General features: G+C 61.8%; 18 protein-coding genes. 9 read left to right on the forward strand and 9 right to left on the reverse strand.

Features of this window, described 5'->3' with window-relative positions; genetic code table 11:
* Window positions 1–390: 390 nt before the first annotated feature.
* Window positions 391–2,193 (forward strand): class I poly(R)-hydroxyalkanoic acid synthase, encoded by a 1,803-nt coding sequence (phaC, locus tag HY68_RS38540; RefSeq protein ID WP_042002358.1) that lies wholly within the window; start codon window positions 391–393, stop codon window positions 2,191–2,193.
* Between the two features lie 93 nt (window positions 2,194–2,286).
* A complete protein-coding gene (locus HY68_RS38545) occupies window positions 2,287–2,685 on the forward strand; it encodes an MAPEG family protein (RefSeq protein WP_042002359.1) in 399 nt (132 codons plus the stop codon).
* 104 nt (window positions 2,686–2,789) lie between these two features.
* Here the strand turns inward: HY68_RS38545 and argC are convergent, their stop codons facing one another.
* From argC to HY68_RS38560, 3 genes are all read right to left on the reverse strand, one after another.
* On the reverse strand, window positions 2,790–4,007 hold the full coding sequence (argC, locus tag HY68_RS38550) for an N-acetyl-gamma-glutamyl-phosphate reductase (protein ID WP_198533570.1): 1,218 nt from the start codon (window positions 4,005–4,007) through the stop codon (window positions 2,790–2,792).
* A gap of 121 nt (window positions 4,008–4,128) precedes the next feature.
* Complete coding sequence (locus HY68_RS38555; protein WP_198533571.1) at window positions 4,129–5,076, reverse strand: MBL fold metallo-hydrolase; 948 nt, start codon at window positions 5,074–5,076, stop codon at window positions 4,129–4,131.
* A 204-nt stretch (window positions 5,077–5,280) separates the two neighbouring features.
* The gene (locus HY68_RS38560; RefSeq protein WP_198533572.1) at window positions 5,281–5,901 is read right to left on the reverse strand and encodes a DedA family protein; all 621 of its coding nucleotides are present in this window, start codon (window positions 5,899–5,901) and stop codon (window positions 5,281–5,283) included.
* A gap of 137 nt (window positions 5,902–6,038) precedes the next feature.
* Here HY68_RS38560 and HY68_RS38565 point away from each other — a divergent pair, with 137 nt between their 5' ends.
* From HY68_RS38565 to HY68_RS38585, 5 genes are all read left to right on the forward strand, one after another.
* Window positions 6,039–6,404 carry a hypothetical protein gene (locus HY68_RS38565; protein ID WP_198533573.1) on the forward strand — a complete coding sequence of 122 codons (366 nt, stop codon included), beginning with the start codon at window positions 6,039–6,041 and terminating at the stop codon, window positions 6,402–6,404.
* A gap of 167 nt (window positions 6,405–6,571) precedes the next feature.
* Window positions 6,572–8,626 (forward strand): DNA topoisomerase IV subunit B, encoded by a 2,055-nt coding sequence (parE, locus tag HY68_RS38570; protein ID WP_042002365.1) that lies wholly within the window; start codon window positions 6,572–6,574, stop codon window positions 8,624–8,626.
* Window positions 8,627–8,645: 19 nt separating this feature from the next.
* Complete coding sequence (locus tag HY68_RS38575; protein WP_042002367.1) at window positions 8,646–10,454, forward strand: DUF4153 domain-containing protein; 1,809 nt, start codon at window positions 8,646–8,648, stop codon at window positions 10,452–10,454.
* Between the two features lie 32 nt (window positions 10,455–10,486).
* Window positions 10,487–10,648, forward strand: a complete 162-nt coding sequence (locus HY68_RS38580; protein WP_198533574.1) for a hypothetical protein — start codon at window positions 10,487–10,489, stop codon at window positions 10,646–10,648.
* A gap of 59 nt (window positions 10,649–10,707) precedes the next feature.
* A complete protein-coding gene (locus HY68_RS38585) occupies window positions 10,708–11,478 on the forward strand; it encodes a glucose 1-dehydrogenase (RefSeq protein WP_042002369.1) in 771 nt (256 codons plus the stop codon).
* Here the strand turns inward: HY68_RS38585 and HY68_RS38590 are convergent.
* Together HY68_RS38590 and HY68_RS38595 are read right to left on the reverse strand one after the other, a co-directional pair.
* Window positions 11,460–12,731: an FAD-dependent oxidoreductase gene (locus HY68_RS38590; protein WP_042002371.1), complete on the reverse strand. Its 1,272-nt coding sequence runs from the start codon at window positions 12,729–12,731 to the stop codon at window positions 11,460–11,462. The two genes, HY68_RS38585 and HY68_RS38590, sit on opposite strands and share 19 nt — an antisense overlap.
* A 98-nt stretch (window positions 12,732–12,829) precedes the next feature.
* A complete protein-coding gene (locus tag HY68_RS38595; protein WP_042002373.1) occupies window positions 12,830–14,338 on the reverse strand; it encodes a caspase family protein in 1,509 nt (502 codons plus the stop codon).
* A gap of 373 nt (window positions 14,339–14,711) precedes the next feature.
* Here HY68_RS38595 and HY68_RS38600 point away from each other — a divergent pair, with 373 nt between their 5' ends.
* Complete coding sequence (locus HY68_RS38600; protein ID WP_042002375.1) at window positions 14,712–16,190, forward strand: DEAD/DEAH box helicase; 1,479 nt, start codon at window positions 14,712–14,714, stop codon at window positions 16,188–16,190.
* Between the two features lie 95 nt (window positions 16,191–16,285).
* On the opposite strand, the gene HY68_RS38605 is transcribed toward HY68_RS38600, so the two are convergent.
* Window positions 16,286–16,729, reverse strand: coding sequence for a hypothetical protein (locus tag HY68_RS38605; protein ID WP_198533575.1), 444 nt, complete (start codon window positions 16,727–16,729; stop codon window positions 16,286–16,288).
* A 159-nt stretch (window positions 16,730–16,888) separates the two neighbouring features.
* Here HY68_RS38605 and HY68_RS38610 point away from each other — a divergent pair, with 159 nt between their 5' ends.
* Window positions 16,889–17,980, forward strand: a complete 1,092-nt coding sequence (locus HY68_RS38610; RefSeq protein ID WP_198533576.1) for a GGDEF domain-containing protein — start codon at window positions 16,889–16,891, stop codon at window positions 17,978–17,980.
* A gap of 46 nt (window positions 17,981–18,026) precedes the next feature.
* On the opposite strand, the gene HY68_RS38615 is transcribed toward HY68_RS38610, so the two are convergent.
* From HY68_RS38615 to HY68_RS38625, 3 genes are all read right to left on the reverse strand, one after another.
* Window positions 18,027–18,575: a TfoX/Sxy family protein gene (locus HY68_RS38615; protein ID WP_042002379.1), complete on the reverse strand. Its 549-nt coding sequence runs from the start codon at window positions 18,573–18,575 to the stop codon at window positions 18,027–18,029.
* A gap of 19 nt (window positions 18,576–18,594) precedes the next feature.
* Window positions 18,595–18,936 (reverse strand): iron-sulfur cluster assembly accessory protein, encoded by a 342-nt coding sequence (locus HY68_RS38620; RefSeq protein ID WP_042002381.1) that lies wholly within the window; start codon window positions 18,934–18,936, stop codon window positions 18,595–18,597.
* A 143-nt stretch (window positions 18,937–19,079) separates the two neighbouring features.
* A partial coding sequence (locus HY68_RS38625) for an SUF system Fe-S cluster assembly protein (RefSeq protein WP_042002383.1) occupies window positions 19,080–19,435 on the reverse strand: 356 nt, incomplete at its 5' end.

The raw sequence follows: 19,435 nt of genomic DNA on the forward strand, positions 1-19,435 counted from the left end.
ACCGGCAGATCTGCGACCGGCACCGAACATGCGCCCAGAGCAAGTCCACAGCCGAGACACAACGCCACCGCCGCCAGGCGCGAACCGGCGGACCACCACGTCACTGGACTACGTTCTGTCACCGAGCGCTCGCGCATCGCATGCGGCATCGCGCCACTGCTTGAAATTTTTGCATGTTGATCATCGCAATGCCGAACATTCTATCACGCCAAATGATTAATAACGCCATGAATAGACCGATGCGGTGGGGCTCCAATATGACCAAAGCAAGAATTTTGTCGCGGTGCAGCACAAGGTTTTCTGGAATAGCCTTCCAACTGTGCCATCATCCCAGCAACTGTACGTGCATCACGCATTCAATTGTCTCGAAGCTCCAGTAGTGTCCCACCAATGACTGACGTTCTCCCAAATATGAAGGCCAATGGAAGCTTCAATGCCGAGGCGTTCGCACAGAACCTCGCGCGGGCCATGGAAAGCAGCGGTCAGGCCCTCGCCGCGTATCTGAAATCCCGCGAAGGCGTGCCGCCGGACGAGACTCCGAGCGAAATGAATGAACTGGTCAAGACCTTCGGCGCGGTCGCCGAATACTGGCTCTCGGACAAGACCCGCGCCTCGGAACTGCAGTTCAAGCTGGGAAAATCCTACCTCGATCTGTGGGGGGCGTCGATGCGACGCCTGGTGGGCGAAGACGCCGCCCCCGCGATTTCGCCGGCGCCGCGCGACAAGCGCTTTCAGGACGCGGAATGGAAGTCGAATCAGTTTTTCGACTTCGTGATGCAGTTCTATCTGCTGACCACCCAGTGGGCTTTCGACGTGGTGCGCGATACGCAGGGGCTCGACCCGCACACCCGCAAGAAGGCTGAGTTCTATGTCCAGCAACTCACCAACGCGCTATCTCCGTCGAACTTCGTTCTGACCAACCCGGAAGTGTTGCGTGAGACGGTGGCCTCGAGCGGCGAGAACCTCGTCCGCGGCATGAAGATGCTGGCCGAAGACGTGGTGGCCGGACACGGCAATCTGCGCATCCGCCAGTCGGATTCCGCGAACCTGAATGTCGGCGAGCAGCTCGCCAACACGCCCGGCAAGGTGATCTTCCAGAACGACCTGATGCAGTTGATCCAGTACGAACCAACCACCGAGGGCGTGCTGCGCACCCCCCTCCTGATCGTGCCGCCGTGGATCAACAAGTTCTATATCCTCGATCTGAATCGGGAAAAATCCTTCATCAAGTGGTGTGTCGACCAGGGTCTCACCGTATTCGTGATTTCCTGGGTCAACCCGGACAAACGGCTCGGTGAAAAGACCTTCGACGACTACATGAAGGAAGGTCCCCTCGCCGCGATGGATGCCATCGAAAAGGCGACCGGCGAAATGAAGGTCCACACCATGGGCTATTGCGTGGGCGGCACCTTGCTCGCCTCGACGCTGGCCTGGCTTGCGGAAAAGCGGCGGGTGCGGGTCACGTCGGCGACGTTCCTCGCCGCCCAGGTCGATTTCACCCATGCCGGCGAACTGCTGGTGTTCGTCGACGAAGATCAGATCTCCGCGCTCGAGCGCGAGATGCAGCGCGCCGGCGTGCTCGAAGGCAGCAAGATGGCGATGGCCTTCAACATGCTGCGCTCGAACGATCTGATCTGGTCGTATGTGGTCAGCAACTACCTGAAGGGCAAACAGCCCGCGGCGTTCGACCTGCTGCATTGGAACTCCGACGCCACCCGCATGCCGGCGGCCAACCATTCCTACTACCTTCGCAACTGCTATCTGGAGAACAGGCTGTCGGCCGGCACCATGGTGCTCGACAACACCCTGCTCGATCTCTCCAAGGTCAAGGTGCCCGTCTACAATCTCGCCACCAAGGAAGATCACATCGCACCCGCCGAATCGGTGCTGTATGGCTCGCAGTTTTTCGGCGGCCCGGTGCGCTATGTGCTCGCCGGCTCCGGCCACATTGCGGGCGTGGTCAACCCGCCGGCGCTGGGCAAGTATCAATTCTGGACCAATGACAGGATTCGCGACATCACCCTGGCTGACTGGATGAAGGGCGCGCAAGAGCACAAGGGCTCATGGTGGCCGGACTGGCGGCAGTGGATCGAATCGAGCGACCCTGAGCAAGTCTCCGCCCGTGGTGTCGGGACCGAGGCCCTGCCCGCGCTCGAGGATGCGCCGGGCAGCTTCGTTCGCGTGCGCGCCTGATCCACAGCCGCGAATTCCACTTTCCCGGAAAATGATCTATGAGTTGACGGCGAGGATGACCTCGATCGACTGAATCAAGGCCGGGAGCTTGCAATGACGCGCGAATTGTTCTGGTTGACCCTCACGGTTATTCTGACGGGCCTGCTGTGGGTCCCCTACATTCTCAATCGCTGTCAGGTGCGTGGCCTCGGCGGCGCCATGGCCAATCCGACCCGGACCGACAAGCCGCACGCGGAATGGGCCAACCGCCTGATGTTCGCCCACGACAACGCGGTGGAAAACCTCGTCATCTTCGCGCCGCTGGTCCTGATCCTGAACGCCATCGATTATTCCAGCAAGTGGACCGTGCTCGCATCGGCCGTCTATTTCTGGGCCCGCGTGGCGCATGTGTTCGTCTACATGCTCGGCGTGCCGGTGTTTCGCACACTGGCCTTCACCGTGGGCTTTATCGCGCAGGCCGTGCTGGTGCTGGGAATCTTCCAGATCGTCTGATTTTAGGTCGTTTGACATCAATCTCACCTGACATTGACGATCTCGCCGGCAACGATTGGCAACAAACAAAGGGACGGCATCGGCCGTCCCTTTGTCATTGGCGATCACGGAAACATCGGCGGCTGATCGATTCCCGCGGCCTCGGCAAAGCCAAGCATGAGGTTCATGTTCTGCACGGCCTGACCTGACGCTCCCTTGGTCAGATTGTCCAGCGTTGAGACGATGATCGCGCGCGCCGGCATCCTGTCGGCGGCGACGCCGATGAACGTCATGTTCGAGCCACGCACATGCCGCGTCTGTGGCGTCTTGCCGAATGGCAGCACATGGATGAACGGTTCGCCGCCGTATTGAACCGACAGGATCTCGTGCAGGTCTTGCGCGGTGTAGCCGCCTCGCCCCCGCACATAGATGGTTGAAAGCAGCCCGCGGTTGATAGGCAGCAGATGCGGAGTAAAGCTGACCAAGACCTCCCGGCCCGCCGCCTTGGAGAACTCTTGATCAAGCTCGGCAACGTGGCGGTGATGCCCCACGCCATAGGCGTGAAAACCCTCGGAGACCTCGGAGAAAAGCATCTCCTCCTTGATGGAACGACCACTGCCAGTCATGCCCGATTTCGCGTCGACCACGATCTCGTCCGGCTCGATCGCCTGCGCTGTGAGAAGCGGGATCACCGGCAGCAACGCACACGAGGGGTAGCAGCCGGGATTGGCGACGAGACGCGCCTTCCTGATCTCTTGCCGGTAGATCTCGACCAGGCCATAGACCGCCTCTTTCTGCAGCTCGAGCGCGTGGTGTTCGTGGCCATACCATGTGGCATAGGCCTCCGGGCTTTCCAGCCGGAAGTCCGCCGACAGATCGACGATCCTGGTCTGCGGCACCTTGGACAGCACGTCCTTGATCACCTTCTGGGTGGTCGCATGGGGCAGCGCGCAAAAGATCAGATCAAGTCCGGCATTCGGCCAGTCGACGCTGTCGATTGTCACGAGTTGCGGCAGATCGTACGGCGCGAACTGCGGAAATACGTCGCCCATCGCCTGACCGGCGCGGCGGTCCGCGGTCAGCAGCGTGATATCGACCCCGGGGTGACGCAGCAGTAGCCGAACGAGTTCGGCCCCGGTGTAACCGGAGGCGCCGAGGATGCCGACCTTCTTCTTCTCAGCCATGATCAGGTGTTCCTGTTCCACGATGCGAGCGCCGTCGGAGACGATCAGCAGCGGATTGTGGGAGGAACAAGCTGCCGCGGATAAACTCCGGCGGCAGGGGGTGATGATCTCAGGCGCGAACGCCCGCCCATGCCGCAAAGGTGCGGCGACGGCGAACAATTGAAATGGTCGCTGGTGTCATCATGGGCGCGGATATAGATCCGCGCCCATCTCACGTCAAGGCGGTCAAACCACTACGTTTCGTGGCCCGGAGCAGCCCTTTTGGCCTATCGACCCGCGATCAGATGGTTGGCGACCATGGCGCAGGAACGAGACGATAGCTCGTGCCATCCTTTTCGACGTTGCCGAGCGCCGGGAACGGATAGTGAAAGCCCTGCACCTTGAGCTTGTCCGCGACCAGCATGTCGTAGACCTTGCGACGCGTGCTCTCGGCCTTGCCGCCGTCCTGGTCGAAACCCGCATGCCAGCCGGGATTTTTCACGAACAGGTCCGGATGATTGGTGACATCGGACTGAACGAAGACCTTGTCCGAACCTGACGACAGCACATAGGACGTGTGCCCCGGGGTGTGACCGATGGTCTCGACCGAGAGCAATCCCGACGCAAGCTCCTTGCCCCACTCATAGGGCGTCACCTTCTTCTTCAAACCTGTCTCGAACACGCGACGATTGTTCTTGAACAGCTCCTGCATGCGGCCGGCCGGCGCGCGGCTCATCTCGCCGTCGTCCATCCAGTATTTCCACTCGACCGCGGGTACCAGCACCTCGGCATTGGCGAAGACCGGTTGTCCATCCGCGGTCAGCAATCCATTCACATGATCGCCGTGGAAATGCGAGATCACCACCATGTCCACGTTCTTGGGATCGATGCCGGCGGCCACAAGGTTGGTCGCGAACTGGCCCACAGCGCCTTTGCTTGCAGCGTTGGCAGCGGCGCCGTTTCCGGTGTCGATCACCACCAGCTTGCCGCCGGTGTTGATCGCGAGGGGAGCGAAATGGATTGTCATCTTGTCACGCGGCATGAACGCCTTTTCGAGCGCGGAATTGACCTCGTCTTTCTTGGCATTGACGACGAAATTATCGGGCAGCGGAAAGGTGCTGGCGCCGTCGGAAACGACAGCGACCTCGATATCGCCGACCTTGTAGCGATAGAAGCTCGGAGCCTGCTTGCCCGCCGGGGCAACCGCGGCCTTTGCGGACGATGTCGGAATGAGCGGTGCGGCGGCCATGGTGGCAACTCCTGTCAGTGCAAGACGTCGTGTAATGTCCATGAGGTCCCTCCCCGATGTCGTTTGCTGAAAGCCGATCCTGAAACATCTGGTCCTGAGAAATCAGGTCGGTCGTCGACCGGATTAACAACCGGCCCGGCACCTTATTCCGGTTCGCTGCGGTCTTGCCATGCGGGAGCGCCGACGTCGCAAATCAAATCTGTGTCAAACGGCGCCCCAGAGCCAGGTTGCAGCCCTGGACACGATATCGCCGAAAATCAACAGCGCCGCGGCCCAGACAAAGGCCGAGGTGAAGTTCGCGAACTGAAATCTGATGTAGGGCATCTCGAAAATGCCCGCGACCAACGGAACAGAGGCTCGGAGCGGTCCGAAGAAACGCCCCAGGAATATCCCGAGCGTTCCCCACTTGCGCACGAACGCTTCACCGCGCGGCAACAGCTCGGGATAGCGCGACAACGGCCACATGTGCGCGACGCGGTCCTTGAAGGTGAATCCAAACCAGTAGGATATCCAGTCGCCGCAGGCCGCGCCGAGCGCACCACCAATCCAGACCGGCCAGAAGCTGATCCCGCTCGGGCCGATCAGCGCGCCAATGCCGACCAATGCGCCCCAGGCGGGAATCAGCAGCGACAGAAATGCCAGCGATTCACCGAACGCCAGTGCGAACATGATCGGCGCCGCCCACGACTGATGATCGCGGACGAAATCGACGAGCGCACGCACCATATCTTCCATTTGGGGGTTTCCGCGGTTGCTGGTTTTAAACCAGACTACGCGTTCGAAGACCAAGTCAATGATGTTGAAGACCTCAATTGTCGCGGCCATGCAGCCGCAACCTCCTGAGCTATCGATACCCCTTGAGCGCGGATCCGTGGGGTCCTCATCCCTTGATTGTCCTCCCGGGCCTTTCCTGGGCCCGCTTTCATCCGCTGTTCGATAACAACCAGAGAGAGAATAGAATGATGCCTTCCCTGATGATGTGCACGAGTGCTGTCCTGCTGACCTTCGGTATGGTGGGCGGCATCGTGATGGGCATCCAGCACGATTTTCAGCTCGGACCGGCGCACGCGCATCTCAATCTGGTCGGTGGTGTCCTGCTGTTTCTGTTCGGGCTTTATTACAAGGTGGTGCCAAAGGCTGCCGCCATGACGCTGGCGAAAATCCAGGGCTGGCTGCATATCGCCGGCAGCATCGTCTTCCCACTTGGCATCGCGCTCGAAGCCACCGGCCATCATTCGCTCGGGTTCGTCGTGGTCATAGGCTCCATGGTCATCCTGGCGGCCATGGTCTTGTTCTTGTCGATCGTGGCGCGAACGGCAAACGCGTGACATGGGAGCGTGACATGGGAGAAAGGCAGGCAAGACCTGATTTAACCGCCCGCCACGCCCATATTAGGGCTGGTTCCCAGGCCGGTCCGTCACATTCCAAACCGCTTCCGTGGCATATTGGGGGTCAGTGATTCGCCCGTCGCGGGCCTCTTAAAGTATGAAGAAATATGTCTAAGCCACTGAAAGCAAAAAAGAACGACAAATCGGATGACTTGTTCGCAGGAGCGCCCAAGGGGCGCGCCGCCGCGGCCAAGCCGGCAACTCGCGCGTCCAGTGCCGAGGCTGGCTATACCGCGGCCGATATCGAGGTGCTGGAGGGGTTGGAACCGGTCCGGCGCCGACCGGGCATGTATATCGGCGGCACCGATGAGAAGGCCCTGCACCATCTGTTCGCCGAAGTCATCGATAACTCGATGGACGAGGCCTTGGCTGGTCACGCCACCTTCATCGAGGTCAGCCTGACGGCGGACGGTTTTCTGACCGTCAGCGACAACGGGCGCGGCATTCCGATCGACCCGCATCCGAAGTTTCCCAAGAAGTCGGCCCTCGAAGTCATCATGTGCACGCTGCATTCGGGCGGCAAGTTCGACTCCAAGGTCTACGAGACCTCGGGCGGTCTGCACGGTGTCGGCGTGTCGGTGGTCAATGCTCTCTCCTCGCGCCTCGAAGTGGAAGTCGCCCGCGAGCAAAAGCTCTACAAGATGTCGTTCGAGCGCGGCCATCCCAAGGGCAAGCTGGAAGACCTTGGCAAGGTGCACAACCGCCGCGGTACCCGCATCCGCTTCAAGCCCGACACCGACATTTTCGGCGCCAAGGCGGCGTTCAAGCCGCAACGCCTGTTCAAAATGACCCGGTCGAAGGCTTATCTGTTCGGCGGCGTCGAAATCCGCTGGCACTGTGATCCGGAACTGCTGCGCGGCGTCGACGACGTTCCCGCCGAGGACACCTTCCATTTCCCGGGGGGCCTTAAGGACTATCTCGGCGCGGCAATCCACGCTGACACCCTGGTGCACCCCGATATCTTCTCCGGCAAGTCCGGGCGCAACGGTGCGCACGGCGCCTGCGAATGGGCGGTGGCGTGGACTGCTGATGCCGACGGTTTCCTGTCGTCCTACTGCAACACCGTGCCGACTCCCGACGGCGGCACCCATGAATCCGGCATGCGCAGCGCGTTGCTGCGCGGCCTGAAGGATCATGCCGAGCGCGTCGGACAGGGCAAACGCGCCGCGACCATCACGTCCGAAGACGTCATGGTTGGCGCCGCCGTGATGCTGTCAGTGTTCGTGCGCGAACCGGAATTCCAGGGCCAAACCAAGGACCGGCTGGCGACGGCTGAAGCACAGAAGATCGTCGAACAGGCGATCAAGGACCCGTTCGATCACTGGCTGTCCGGCAATCCGGTGCAGGCCAACAAGCTGCTGGAATTCGTGATGGAGCGCGCCGACGAGCGGCTCCGCCGCCGTCAGGAAAAGGAAATCTCGCGCAAGACCGCGGTGCGCAAGCTCCGCCTGCCTGGCAAGCTCGCCGACTGCACCAACACCGCCGCCGAAGGCTCCGAGCTCTTCATTGTCGAAGGCGACTCCGCAGGCGGCAGCGCCAAGCAGGCGCGCGACCGCAAGACCCAGGCAATCCTGCCGCTGCGCGGCAAGATTCTCAACGTCGCCTCCGCCGGCAAAGACAAGCTCGCCGGCAACCAGCAGCTCGCCGACCTGATGCAGGCGATCGGCTGCGGCACCGGCGCACACTACCGTCAGGAAGATCTGCGCTACGCTCGCATCATCATCATGACCGACGCCGACGTCGACGGCGCGCACATTGCCTCGCTACTGATCACGTTCTTCTACCGGCAGATGCCGCGGCTGATCGATGAAGGCTATCTCTATCTCGCGATTCCGCCGCTGTATCGCCTGTCCCATGGCGGCAAGACGTTTTACGCCCGCGACGAGGCACACAGGGATGAAGTCCTGAAGCGGGAATTTCATGCCAACGCCAAGGTGGAGATCGGGCGTTTCAAAGGCCTCGGCGAGATGATGCCGGCGCAGTTGAAGGAAACCACCATGGATCCCACCAAGCGTACGATGCTGCGGGTTGTGCTGCTGCCGGACGATCGCGAAGGCACCGCGGATTCGGTGGAGCGCCTGATGGGCACCAAGGCCGAGGCGCGCTTCGCCTTCATTTCGGAAAAGGCCGAGTTCGCCAGCGAGGAGTTGCTGGACGTCTGAGGCTTTCACGGGAGTACCCATGACGGAGGTCGATGGAGCCGCGTCAGGCAGTTCGAGTTCGTCAGGCATGGCTCGTGCTGCTGTCGGTCTCCTGCAGGGGCTGGCCCTCTACCTCCTGTTCGACGCGTCCCAGGCGAAAGGCTGGGCCGCAACACACGGTCCGTTGTTTGCGACGCTCTGCACAATAGCGATTTTCGCGCCCCTCATTATTACGACCGGCCTTACGCACCTTCGCCCCCGGTTACTTGCCGGCTGGACCATCATCGTTGCCCTGATCTGCGCGGGCCTTGCCTACTATGATATCATCCGCGATCCGATTTTGCCTCCGTCCGGCCTGCGCAACCTGCCCTCTCCGCAATTGTGGTTTGCGTTGTCGACCGGATTATTTGTCATGCAGAGCCTGCTGATATCCGGGGCCAGCGATCACAGACTGATCGCACGTTACGCGACGCATTTTGACGTGTCCTGGAAATACGGAGTGCAAATTCTGCTCGCGATCCTCTTCGCGGGAATCTTCTGGCTCATCCTCTGGCTCGGTGCAGAACTCTTCAAACTGATCAAACTCGACTTCCTCGCGAAACTGATCGAGAAGAGCTGGTTCTGGATTCCGGCCACGGCACTGGTGCTCAATTGCGCCATTCATGTCACCGACGTTCGCGTCGGCATCATTCGTGGCGTCCGCACACTGGGGTGCAATCTGCTCTCCTGGCTGCTGCCATTGATGACGCTGATTGTCGTGGGTTTCATCGCGGCGTTGCTGGCAACGGGACTGGAGCCGCTGTGGGGCACGCGGCATGCATCGTCCATCCTGCTTATCGCCATCGCCAGTTTGATCTTTCTGATCAACGCAACTTACCAGGACGGCTCGCGGGCCGAAGACGACACTCTCGAGCGTGCAAGGCCCGTCTCGCGGATTCTGCGCATTGCGGTCGCGATCTCTTCGATCACCCTGGTGCCGCTGGTGCTTTTGGCGGCCTACAGCATCATGCTGCGCGTAAGACAATACGGCTGGACCCCGGACAGGATCTTCGCAACAGCCTGCACCGGCATCGCGGCCTGTTATGCCGTCGGCTACGTCGCCGCACTGCTGCGAGGACGTTTTTTGTCGCAACGACTGGACGTCACGAATGTCGCAAGCGCATTTGCCGCCCTGATCGTCTTGTTTGTGCTGTTCACGCCTGTCGCCGACCCCGCGCGGATATCCGTTGCCGACCAGGTTCGACTGCTGAACACGGGAAAGATCGCGCCGGGCAAGTTCGACTATTCGTTTTTACGGTTTGCATCAGGCCGCTACGGCACCGACGCACTGCGGAAGCTGGCCGAGCAGAACAGTTCGACAATCGTCGCAGAGAAGGCCAGCGAGGTCCTGAAGTGGCACACGCGCAGTGATGCCTGGTATGCGCCCGCGACGGTACGCGATCGAACGGGCAACATCACGGTGGCTCAGCCACCTGGCGGATCCTTACCTCCTGAATTCCTGAACACGGACTGGAGCGCGTCCAAACGAAAATTCCTGCTGCCTGTCTGCATGACGGGCCACACGAAATGTGAAGCCGTGCTGGTCGATATTGATGGCGACGGAATCGCGGAAATCGTTGTACTCCCGTCACCATCCGGAACCGTGGCCGTTTTTGCGATCGACGCTCAGAAGTCATGGTCTTACGCGGGCAATCTCGTCAATGCCAATTGCCCGGGTGCGCGCGACGCACTTTTGGCCGGTCATTTCGAGCTTGCAGATTCGCAGATTTCCAAAGAGCTGAACGCCAATGGGCAGCGGTTGCACCTGAACCCGGATACCAATTGCGTGAAAGAGGGACCACCCAAATGACATCCTTGCGCCCTCCTCTTTTGATTCTTGGTATGCTCGCGCTCGTCATCGGCGCGCTCTGGGTCGGCCAGGCCACTGGGTATTTCCCTTATCCGGCGTCGAGCTTCATGGTGCGGCAGACGCAATGGGCCTATTACGGTGGCGGACTGGCGTTTGTTGGACTGGTGCTGATAGTCTTATCGCGCCGCGTCTGACCCAGCAGACTCGTTTCGTTTCCCTCCATCGCGGCAGCAAGACCGCAAGGATGCGCAGCATGACCACCTCTCCCTTCGATCTGTCCGGAAAAGCCGCTGTTGTCACCGGCGGCAATGGCGGCATCGGCCTCGGTATGGCCCGCGGGCTCGCGGCCGCCGGCGCCGCAGTCGCGATCGTCGGCCGCAACGAGGCGAAATCGAAACAGGCCGCTTCCGAACTGACCGCAGCCGGTGGCCGTGCCATTGCCCTGACCGCCGACGTCACCTCGCGCGACGACGCCACGCGCATGATGGAGGAAACCAAACGCGCGTTTGGCGGCGTCGACATCCTCATTAACAATGCCGGCATCAACATCCGCAAGCCAGCGCACGTCATGGCGATCGATGAGTGGCACAAGGTGATCGACACCAACCTCACTAGCGCGGTGCACGCCGTGCAGGCGGCTTATCCGCTGATGAAGGCGGCCGGCGGCGGCAAGATCATCAATATCGGATCGATGCTCTCGATCTTCGGCGCATCGTTCGCGCCGGCCTATGCCGCGAGCAAGGGCGGCATCGTGCAGTTCACCAAGTCGCTGGCCTGCGCCTGGGCTCCGGACAACATTCAGGCCAACGCCGTCCTGCCCGGCTGGATCGATACCGAACTGACTGAAGGCGCGCGCCAGCAGGTCGATGGCCTGCATGACCGGGTTCTGGCGCGAACGCCGGCAGGGCGCTGGGGCGTGCCCGGCGATCTGGCGGGTATCGCGGTCTTCCTCAGCTCCAGCGCCTCCGATTTCGTCACCGGTACCGCGATCCCGGTCGACGGTGGCTATTCGACCTCCGGCTGATCCCCTACGTGGACGGCGAGCGAGCGCACATGTTCGGGGCGCACGCCCATGCCGACCAACCGCGCAAACAACCGCTGCAGCGGCGGCAGTGCGTCGATCAGGCGAATGGGCAACGGGACGCCCGTCTCGGCCCCCTGTAGCCTGGGATAGATGATGCGCTTGTGCATCTGAACCTGCAACGCCTGGGTCATGCGCGTTGGAAACAGCCGGCGCTGGCGGACCTTGTCGAGTTCGCTTTCCGGCGGACATCCCTCCGCGAGCGGTCCCGCCAGCAGATTGGCCGTTGCCACCGCATCCTGAATCGCCAGGTTGATCCCGACACCACCGACCGGCGACATCGCGTGCGCGGCATCGCCGATGCAAAGCAGCCCCGGCCGCGTCCAGCGCGTGAGCCGGTCGACAGCGACTGTCAGCAGCTTGACGTCATCCCAGCTCTTTACGTCGCCAATGCGCTCCCTCAGTGCCGGCGCCGTGGCGGCGACGTCGTTCTGAAATTGCTCCAGGCCTCTGGCCTTGACCGCTTCGAACTGCCCTTTCGGAAACACATAGGCACATTGCCAGTAGTCATCACGATCGATCGTCACCAGGATACGACCCCGCTCGGTACGCATCAGAAGGTTGTCGCCGGAGCCAACGGCCTTGCCGATCCCAAACCAGAGCACGTCGATCGGCGCGCCGACGTCCTCAACCTCGAGATCGGCACGCGCCCGGATCGTCGAGTGCCGCCCGTCGCAACCGATGGTGAGATCCGCCTTGATGGCAAGCGGCCCCTGTTCGGTGTTCGCGACAACGCCGACAACCGTATCACCGTTGCGCAGCAGGTCCATTGCTTCGGTCTTGCGCAACACCGTCAGGCTCGGAAATCGCGCCGATTGCTCGAACAGGAAGTCGAGGAAATCCCACTGCGGCATCAAAACAATGAAAGGACAGGCCAGCCCGCGGAAATCCGCCATCCGCACGATGGTGTCGCCGAACTGCCCCCGCAGCCGATCCAACTCCTGGTGCGGCCGCTTGAGAAATTCATCGAGCAGGCCAAGCTCGCGCATGATCTGCAGCGTCGAGGGATGAACCGTATCGCCGCGAAAATCGCGCAGGAAGTCGGCGTGTTTTTCCACCACGACGGTCTGCACGCCTGCACGTGCGAGCAGAAACCCAAGCATCATCCCGGCAGGGCCGCCGCCGACGATGCAGCAGCGCGTCGTCATGGTGCGGCCAAGTTCGGTGGGGACTTGTGTTTCGCCACTCGTATTCATGCGCGGTGCATCCGGGCCGGCAGGCTCGCCGGTTGTCTTGAAATCTGACGGCAGCCAAAAAGTTCCCCACCGACGATGACACAATGTGTCGTGGACGTTCAGCGCCGAAAGGTCTTGATCTCCGACACGCTGCCGTCCTGGAATGTCAGTTCGACCGACACCGACTTGGTGGCCGGCGGCAGCTTGAGAGACACCTGCGCATCGGAGGGGATGGCGACCGGGTCCTTCAAATTGCACGGCGGCAATTTAATCACCTTGTCGGGAACGCCGCTGTCGATGCCGATGCGCATTTCACGGATGGCGCACCGGTACGACATCAGGTGGGTGTAATACACCAGCAGGCCGTTGAACTCGCGGAACGCCAGCCAACTCGTCGACGTCAGATCGAGGATCTTACGCTGGTCGCGCACCAGCGCGGCCTGCGGCTCGAACCGGATGGGAAATGGCCCCTGCATGTCGCCATTGACGTCGATGTACCTGACTTGCAGCGTCGCCGCCGGCGCATCTGCCGGCAGTTCGAACGACGGGCTCGGCACGCGCTTGCGCGTGCGCTGATCGAGCGTATCGAGAAAGCCGGTATCCTTGAAATCTCCGCTTTCGCCCATTCGCCATGATATCGCCAACGCCGGATCGGCGATCGAAATCGCGACAGTCCACCCGCCATTGTGCCGCGAGAAACTCGCGATCGGCGCGTTGGTGCTGTCCGGGGCCAGCAGCCGCGGCGCAGGATTCACCGGCGGCAGCCCGGCCAATTGCGGCCCTGGCGATTGCGGCTCCACGGCGATGGTTCGTTCACCGCTGCTGCCGGGGGCCGCGCCGTTGAGGACCACGTCGCCGACAATCTGATCGTAATAGGCCGGGGTCTGCAGATGACGGACAGCGGCCGTCATGTCGCGGACGTCGAACTGGGTCCGCTTGGCGATCTGCACCAGGTTCAGTCCGGGTTTTGCCAGTTCGCGGACGAAGTTGCGGGTAAAGACCGAGTTCGGGTTGCTGTCGTCGTCCGACAATCGGTCGAGCGCCGTCTGCTTGGCGCCCGCGGAGAACACCACGAACACCCCCTCAGGCGGTGTCATCGCCGCAAGCCCGCCGCCACCGGCCAGGGCCCGCGTCCCGGCGTGCTCAAACGGATTGTTGCGGCAGGCGTCGAACACGAAGATGGAGGTTTTTGCGCCGCGCTTCTGCAGCCGCGAAATCACACGCTCCGCCGCCATGGCGCCGTCGCGCACCAGTTCCTCCTGGCCGGCGCTGGCGGCTTCGACATCCGTGGGCAGCAGGTAATTCTCGCCGCCGATTTCAAAGCCATGCCCGGCAAAAAAGAAAAATGTCGTATCACCCAGCTCCACGATCTGGTCGAACGCCAGCAAGGTTTCGGTGAAGCCTTTCCGGGTCTGGTTCTCGGCGGCCATCACCGTAAAACCAAGCTGCCGCAGCGTATCGCCCATGGCGCGGGCGTCGTTCACCGCTTTCTGCAGCCGCGGGATGTTGCGGTAGTCGTTGTTGCCGACGACCAGTGCGACGCGCTTTTCAGCCGCCGCAGGCACCACGAGCGAGAGCACCGCAACGACCGCGAGGACAGCCGTCCTGATGGCAAAATGGGGGATCATCCGGTGTCCTCGAAACCTGCGAAACCAGCCATGTAGCAGTGCCCGGCAGCCGCGCGAAGGGCCGAAAACGGGACTATGCCATAGTCTTCCAGCGGCTGGCGCCGGTTCAGTTCCGCCGGTCCCAAAAACCCTCAAATTGAGCATTTCCAGCCGAAAACATTAAGCTTTTGGCCCTTGTCATGCTGGAACACATTGACTTTGGCCATTTCCCGCCTATGTTCCGCCGTGACGCGGCGCGGAATCGATACGCGATGTCCCGATGAGCCGCCTGTCAGCGTATTTCCCTCCCCCGTGCCTAAAGAGCGTGCCGTTCCGGGGTTGAACGCGGCAGTTATTCCCGAGAATCCGAACGGCGGTTTCGACTCGAGGCTCAATGTCTTTTTCCAATCTAGGACTGTCCGATAAGGTCGTCGCTGCCGTTGCGGCCGCAGGCTATACCACCCCCACCCCCATTCAGGCCCAGGCCATCCCCCACGTGCTCGCGCGCAAGGACGTGCTGGGCATTGCCCAGACCGGCACCGGCAAAACCGCCGCCTTTGTCCTGCCGATGCTGACGATGCTGGAAAAGGGCCGCGCCCGGGCTCGCATGCCCCGCACACTGATCCTGGAGCCGACCCGCGAGCTGGCCGCCCAGGTCAAGGAAAACTTCGATAAATACGGCGCCGGCCAGAAGCTCAATGTGGCCCTGATCATCGGCGGCGTGTCATTCGACGATCAGGACAGCAAGCTGATGCGTGGTGTCGACGTGCTGATCGCGACGCCCGGACGACTGCTCGACCACTCCGAACGCGGCAAGTTGCTGCTCACCGGGGTCGAACTTCTGGTGATCGACGAAGCCGACCGCATGCTCGACATGGGCTTCATCCCCGACATCGAACGCATCTGCAAACTGGTCCCCTTCACCCGTCAAACGCTGTTCTTCACGGCGACCATGCCGACCGAAATTCGCCGGATCACCGAAACCTTCCTGCACAATCCGGAGCGCGTCGAAGTCTCCAAGCCGGCCTCCACCGCCGTCACCGTCACCCAGTCCGTCGTCAGTTGTGGCCGCGAACCGCACGAGAAGCGCGAAACGTTGCGCCATCTCATTCGCTCCGCAAAGGACCTCCAGAACGCGATCATCTTCTGCAACCGCAAGCGTGAAGTCGCGCTGCTGCATCGTTCGCTGCAGAAGCATGGTTTCGCCGCCGTCGCGCTGCACGGCGACATGGATCAGTCGGCCCGCACCGCCGCACTCGACCAGTTCAGAAAAGGCGAGATGCCGCTGCTGGTCGCCTCCGACGTCGCAGCCCGCGGCCTCGATATCCCCGAAGTCAGCCACGTTTTCAATTTCGACGTTCCCCATCATCCGGACGATTACGTCCACCGCATCGGCCGCACCGGCCGTGCCGGCCGCTCGGGCACCGCGATCTCGATCGCGACGTCGGCCGACAGCAAATCGATCGCGGCGATCGAAAAGCTGATCGGTCAAACCATCACCCGCGCCGATTCTGGCCTCGTCGCATCCGCGTCGGAGTCCCAGGATACCCATCAATCGGCGGACAGGTCGTCCGGCGAGCGCAAGCCGCGTCGCGACCGGGATGCCAAACGCTCGCGATCGAGCGGACGCCCGGAGGGCGGGCGTTCGGAAGGACGGCGCAACGAGGGCGGACGCGGGCGCGACGAACATGGCGGTGACAACGCCGGCGCGCGCGGCGAGAGGAAAGCCCCTCCGATTGCAGCCAGTCAGCAGCAGCCTCCCTCGATCGGCCGGGCACCGGCCCCGCAATCGTCCCGCGACCATCATTCCGAACCGGCCGATCATTCCCACCTGCCGGCCTTCCTGCTACGCCCGATCCGCGCACGCGTCTAAAAACGCGGACGTCTCAAGCTTGAACCGGGAGACTCAAATCGTTCCGTGCATGCGGAGCATGACCCCGGGCTCCCGGAGCAAAACGGCTGGTGGCGCTAAAAGAATTTGCTGAGGAACGCCGCCACCTCATCCGAGATGCCAACGATCTTGTTCGTTGCCTGACGATAGAATTTGAAGTTCAGCTCGGTTTCGGGTCGACCGTCATCCCAGTTGCTGAAATGCTTGAGCGCGCTGCGCCCCAGCGGCCGCCTCGCGAACGCGGTGCGTCTGATGGCCACACTCACACGCGGTGTTTGCCGGGCAACGCCGTACTTCCTGGCGACCGCATCAGCGGACGTGACCACACCGCACGCAATGAGGCCGTGCCCACCCTCATTCTCGCTCGCGAACACGAAAACCGTGTCGCCTTCGGCGATATGCTTGCCCCCATACATCGTCTTTTGCGCAGAGAACGCGAACGTCTTCGTCCGCGGATTGCCGATCTCGGCTTTGATCGCAAACGCCATACCTTTTCTCACCTGCCAGTCGATGTCCCCCAACGAAACACACCCTGCTCGCCGCACTCAACAAGTTCTTGGCGCGGCGGCAAGTCTCCCGCCGGCCGTGGAACCGTTTAACGTCCCGTTCACTCTCGTGGCGTAACGTGACTGTCGTTGATTTAGCTTTTATGGCTGTTACGGGATGTGACGGTGGGCAGGATGCCCATCCTCGGGGACGCCGACGTGATTGGACTATTGGACGAACATCAACGCACCCTGGCGTTTGCCGAGGTTGCATTGGGGCAGATCAAATCGCTGCGGCAGCCGGCCGTGCCGCGCAACTATGAGATTTGGTACGTTTACGCCACCGGCTACAACGCCCCGCTCAACAAAATCATCAACGAGACTCTGGCGCGCCAGGGCCGGCTGACCGAGTCGGACCTCGAGCAGATCTACGAGACGTACCTTTCCCAACTGCGGACCACCGACCGTATCGATAAGGTGGGCGCGCGCGTCATCAGCGAAATCGACGACGTGATGGCGCTCATCACCGACGCGCTCAGCATGACGACCGCGTTCGGCCACAACCTGGACGGAGCGACCCAGAAGCTCGGCTCCGCGCATGACCTCAACACGGTGATGACCGTGGTGCAGTCGCTGGTGAAATCGACACTGGAGATGCGTGAAAACAACAAGGCGCTGGAATCCCGGCTGATCAGCTCCAAGCAGGAGATCGCCAATCTCCAGCAGAGCCTCGAAGCCATCCGCGCTGAAACCCTGACGGATCCCCTCACCGGCCTCGGCAACCGCAAGTACTTCGACCGTGCAATCGAAGATGCGGTGAAGCACGCGCTCGACCATGGCGAGCCGCTCTCGCTGCTGATGTTCGACATCGACCACTTCAAGTCGTTCAACGACAACTACGGCCATCTCACCGGCGACCAGGTGCTGCGCCTGGTGGCGATGTCGTTGCGGGCCACGATCAAGGGCCAGGATATTACGGCGCGCTATGGCGGTGAGGAGTTCGCCGTCGTGCTTCCGACCACCGCGCTGCGCCAGGCGCTGACGGTGGCCGACCACATTCGCCGCGCGGTGATGTCAAAAGAACTGAAGAAGAAATCGACTGGCGAAATCCTGGGACGCGTGACGATTTCGGTCGGCGTGTCGATGCTGCAGAACGGCGACGACACCGACTCCCTGATCGAACGCGCCGATGCCTGCCTCTATGCCGCCAAGCGCAACGGCCGCAACCGGGTGGTCTGCGAGGCCGATCCGGAATATTCGCCCACCGACCATATCCAGGTCGCATAAATCCAAATTGTCCGGGTAGTGGCGCGCGCAAGCTGTTGCTTGCGTGTCACCGACGCATCTTCGCGAGCTTGCGCGTCTTTGGCGGGGACTTCGACAATCGAGACTTGGATGATCGGGACTTCGCGGCTTTGGCCGTTTTACCGACTGTCTTGGTTTTACCAACTGTCTTGGCGGCCTTTTTGACAGCTTTGCTCGCCCGCGGATTGATAGCCTTCACGACAGCGACACTGGCCCTGGTCTTCGGCGCCTTGGAACGCTGACGCCTGGCGCGCTTGGCCGCCGCGGCACGTTCAGCGGCTCCCAGAGCCGAGCGGGCCCACTGCGCCAGTTCGTCCGGATCATCGTAGAGACGGTCGGGCAGCTGCCAGTAGGAGCCGACAGTGACCACCTTGCCGCGCGTGTCGTACGAGAACGGCCTGGAGCCCTCCTCCTCGAACCGCGGTATGGTCTGGTCATCGGCCCGGAAATAAACGCTCCCCCGCAGCACCAACGCAAAATTGGTGCCGTCGACCGAGACGCCATACCCGCTGAACATGCGGCGCAGGCTCACCGGGCCGAAAACCGAGAACAGGTCCTGGAGGAAATCGCGGTCCATGGTCCGAACCGCCGTCTGATCAGACAGGCATCTTGGCGGGGGTCAGCTGCACCGATTCACCGCAGCCGCAGGCGCCCGTCTGGTTCGGGTTGTTGAAGACGAACTGCGCGGCCATCTTGTCGACCTTGAAGTCCATCTCCGTGCCCAGCAGGAACAGGATGGCTTTCGGATCGACCAGGATCTTCACGCCCTTGTCCTCGACCACTTCGTCGTTGGGGCGGACGTCGTGGGCATATTCCACCGTATAGGACATACCGGCGCAGCCACCATTCTTGACCCCGACCCGAAGGCCGACGATCTCGGAATCAGCTCGATTGGACAACTCGCGCACCCGCGCGGCTGCCGCTTCCGTCAGACGCATGACCTGCGGTCGTGGCCGGCGAGCCGGCTTGCTGGCGGGAACTGAGGGATCCGGTGTCATTCCACTCATTTGGTCACGTCCGTTCGAAATTCAATGCCCGTGCATGGACCTGATTGAGGCCTGAGTCGCCGAAACTTGCAACCTCACCACATGTTCAGGACGAGACGGGCCTCATCGGACATGCGTTCCGGGGTCCAGGCCGGATCCCAGACGATGCTGACATTCACCGGGCCCACCCCCGCGACGCTGGCAACGGCATTCTCGACCATGGTCGGCAACTCGGCGGCTGCCGGGCAATTCGGGGTGGTCAGGGTCATTTCCACATCGACGGCGCGATCATCCTTGATGTCGACCTTGTAGATCAGGCCGAGCTCATAGATGTCCGCCGGGATTTCCGGGTCATAGACCGTCTTCAGCGCGGCCACGATGTCGCTGCCCAGGCGCTCGGTCTCCTCGGGCGGCAGTGCCGACTGGGTCTGGACCTTGTTGGGAGCGGCTG

The organism is Streptomyces sp. AcH 505, assembly GCF_000818175.1.
GTDB lineage: Bacteria > Actinomycetota > Actinomycetes > Streptomycetales > Streptomycetaceae > Streptomyces.

Bases quoted from the DNA above. Each gene is read 5' to 3' on its own strand.
- HY68_RS38600 (WP_042002375.1), top strand. From the start codon at position 14,712: ATGTCTTTTTCCAATCTAGGACTGTCCGATAAGGTCGTCGCTGCCGTT.
- parE (WP_042002365.1), top strand. From the start codon at position 6,572: ATGTCTAAGCCACTGAAAGCAAAAAAGAACGACAAATCGGATGACTTG.
- HY68_RS38590 (WP_042002371.1), bottom strand. From the start codon at position 12,731: ATGAATACGAGTGGCGAAACACAAGTCCCCACCGAACTTGGCCGCACC.
- HY68_RS38575 (WP_042002367.1), top strand. From the start codon at position 8,646: ATGACGGAGGTCGATGGAGCCGCGTCAGGCAGTTCGAGTTCGTCAGGC.
- HY68_RS38555 (WP_198533571.1), bottom strand. From the start codon at position 5,076: ATGGCCGCCGCACCGCTCATTCCGACATCGTCCGCAAAGGCCGCGGTT.
- HY68_RS38620 (WP_042002381.1), bottom strand. From the start codon at position 18,936: ATGCGTCTGACGGAAGCGGCAGCCGCGCGGGTGCGCGAGTTGTCCAAT.
- HY68_RS38610 (WP_198533576.1), top strand. From the start codon at position 16,889: ATGCCCATCCTCGGGGACGCCGACGTGATTGGACTATTGGACGAACAT.
- HY68_RS38560 (WP_198533572.1), bottom strand. From the start codon at position 5,901: ATGGCCGCGACAATTGAGGTCTTCAACATCATTGACTTGGTCTTCGAA.
- HY68_RS38545 (WP_042002359.1), top strand. From the start codon at position 2,287: ATGACGCGCGAATTGTTCTGGTTGACCCTCACGGTTATTCTGACGGGC.
- HY68_RS38580 (WP_198533574.1), top strand. From the start codon at position 10,487: ATGCTCGCGCTCGTCATCGGCGCGCTCTGGGTCGGCCAGGCCACTGGG.
- HY68_RS38565 (WP_198533573.1), top strand. From the start codon at position 6,039: ATGCCTTCCCTGATGATGTGCACGAGTGCTGTCCTGCTGACCTTCGGT.
- phaC (WP_042002358.1), top strand. From the start codon at position 391: ATGACTGACGTTCTCCCAAATATGAAGGCCAATGGAAGCTTCAATGCC.
- HY68_RS38615 (WP_042002379.1), bottom strand. From the start codon at position 18,575: ATGGACCGCGATTTCCTCCAGGACCTGTTCTCGGTTTTCGGCCCGGTG.
- HY68_RS38585 (WP_042002369.1), top strand. From the start codon at position 10,708: ATGACCACCTCTCCCTTCGATCTGTCCGGAAAAGCCGCTGTTGTCACC.
- HY68_RS38595 (WP_042002373.1), bottom strand. From the start codon at position 14,338: ATGATCCCCCATTTTGCCATCAGGACGGCTGTCCTCGCGGTCGTTGCG.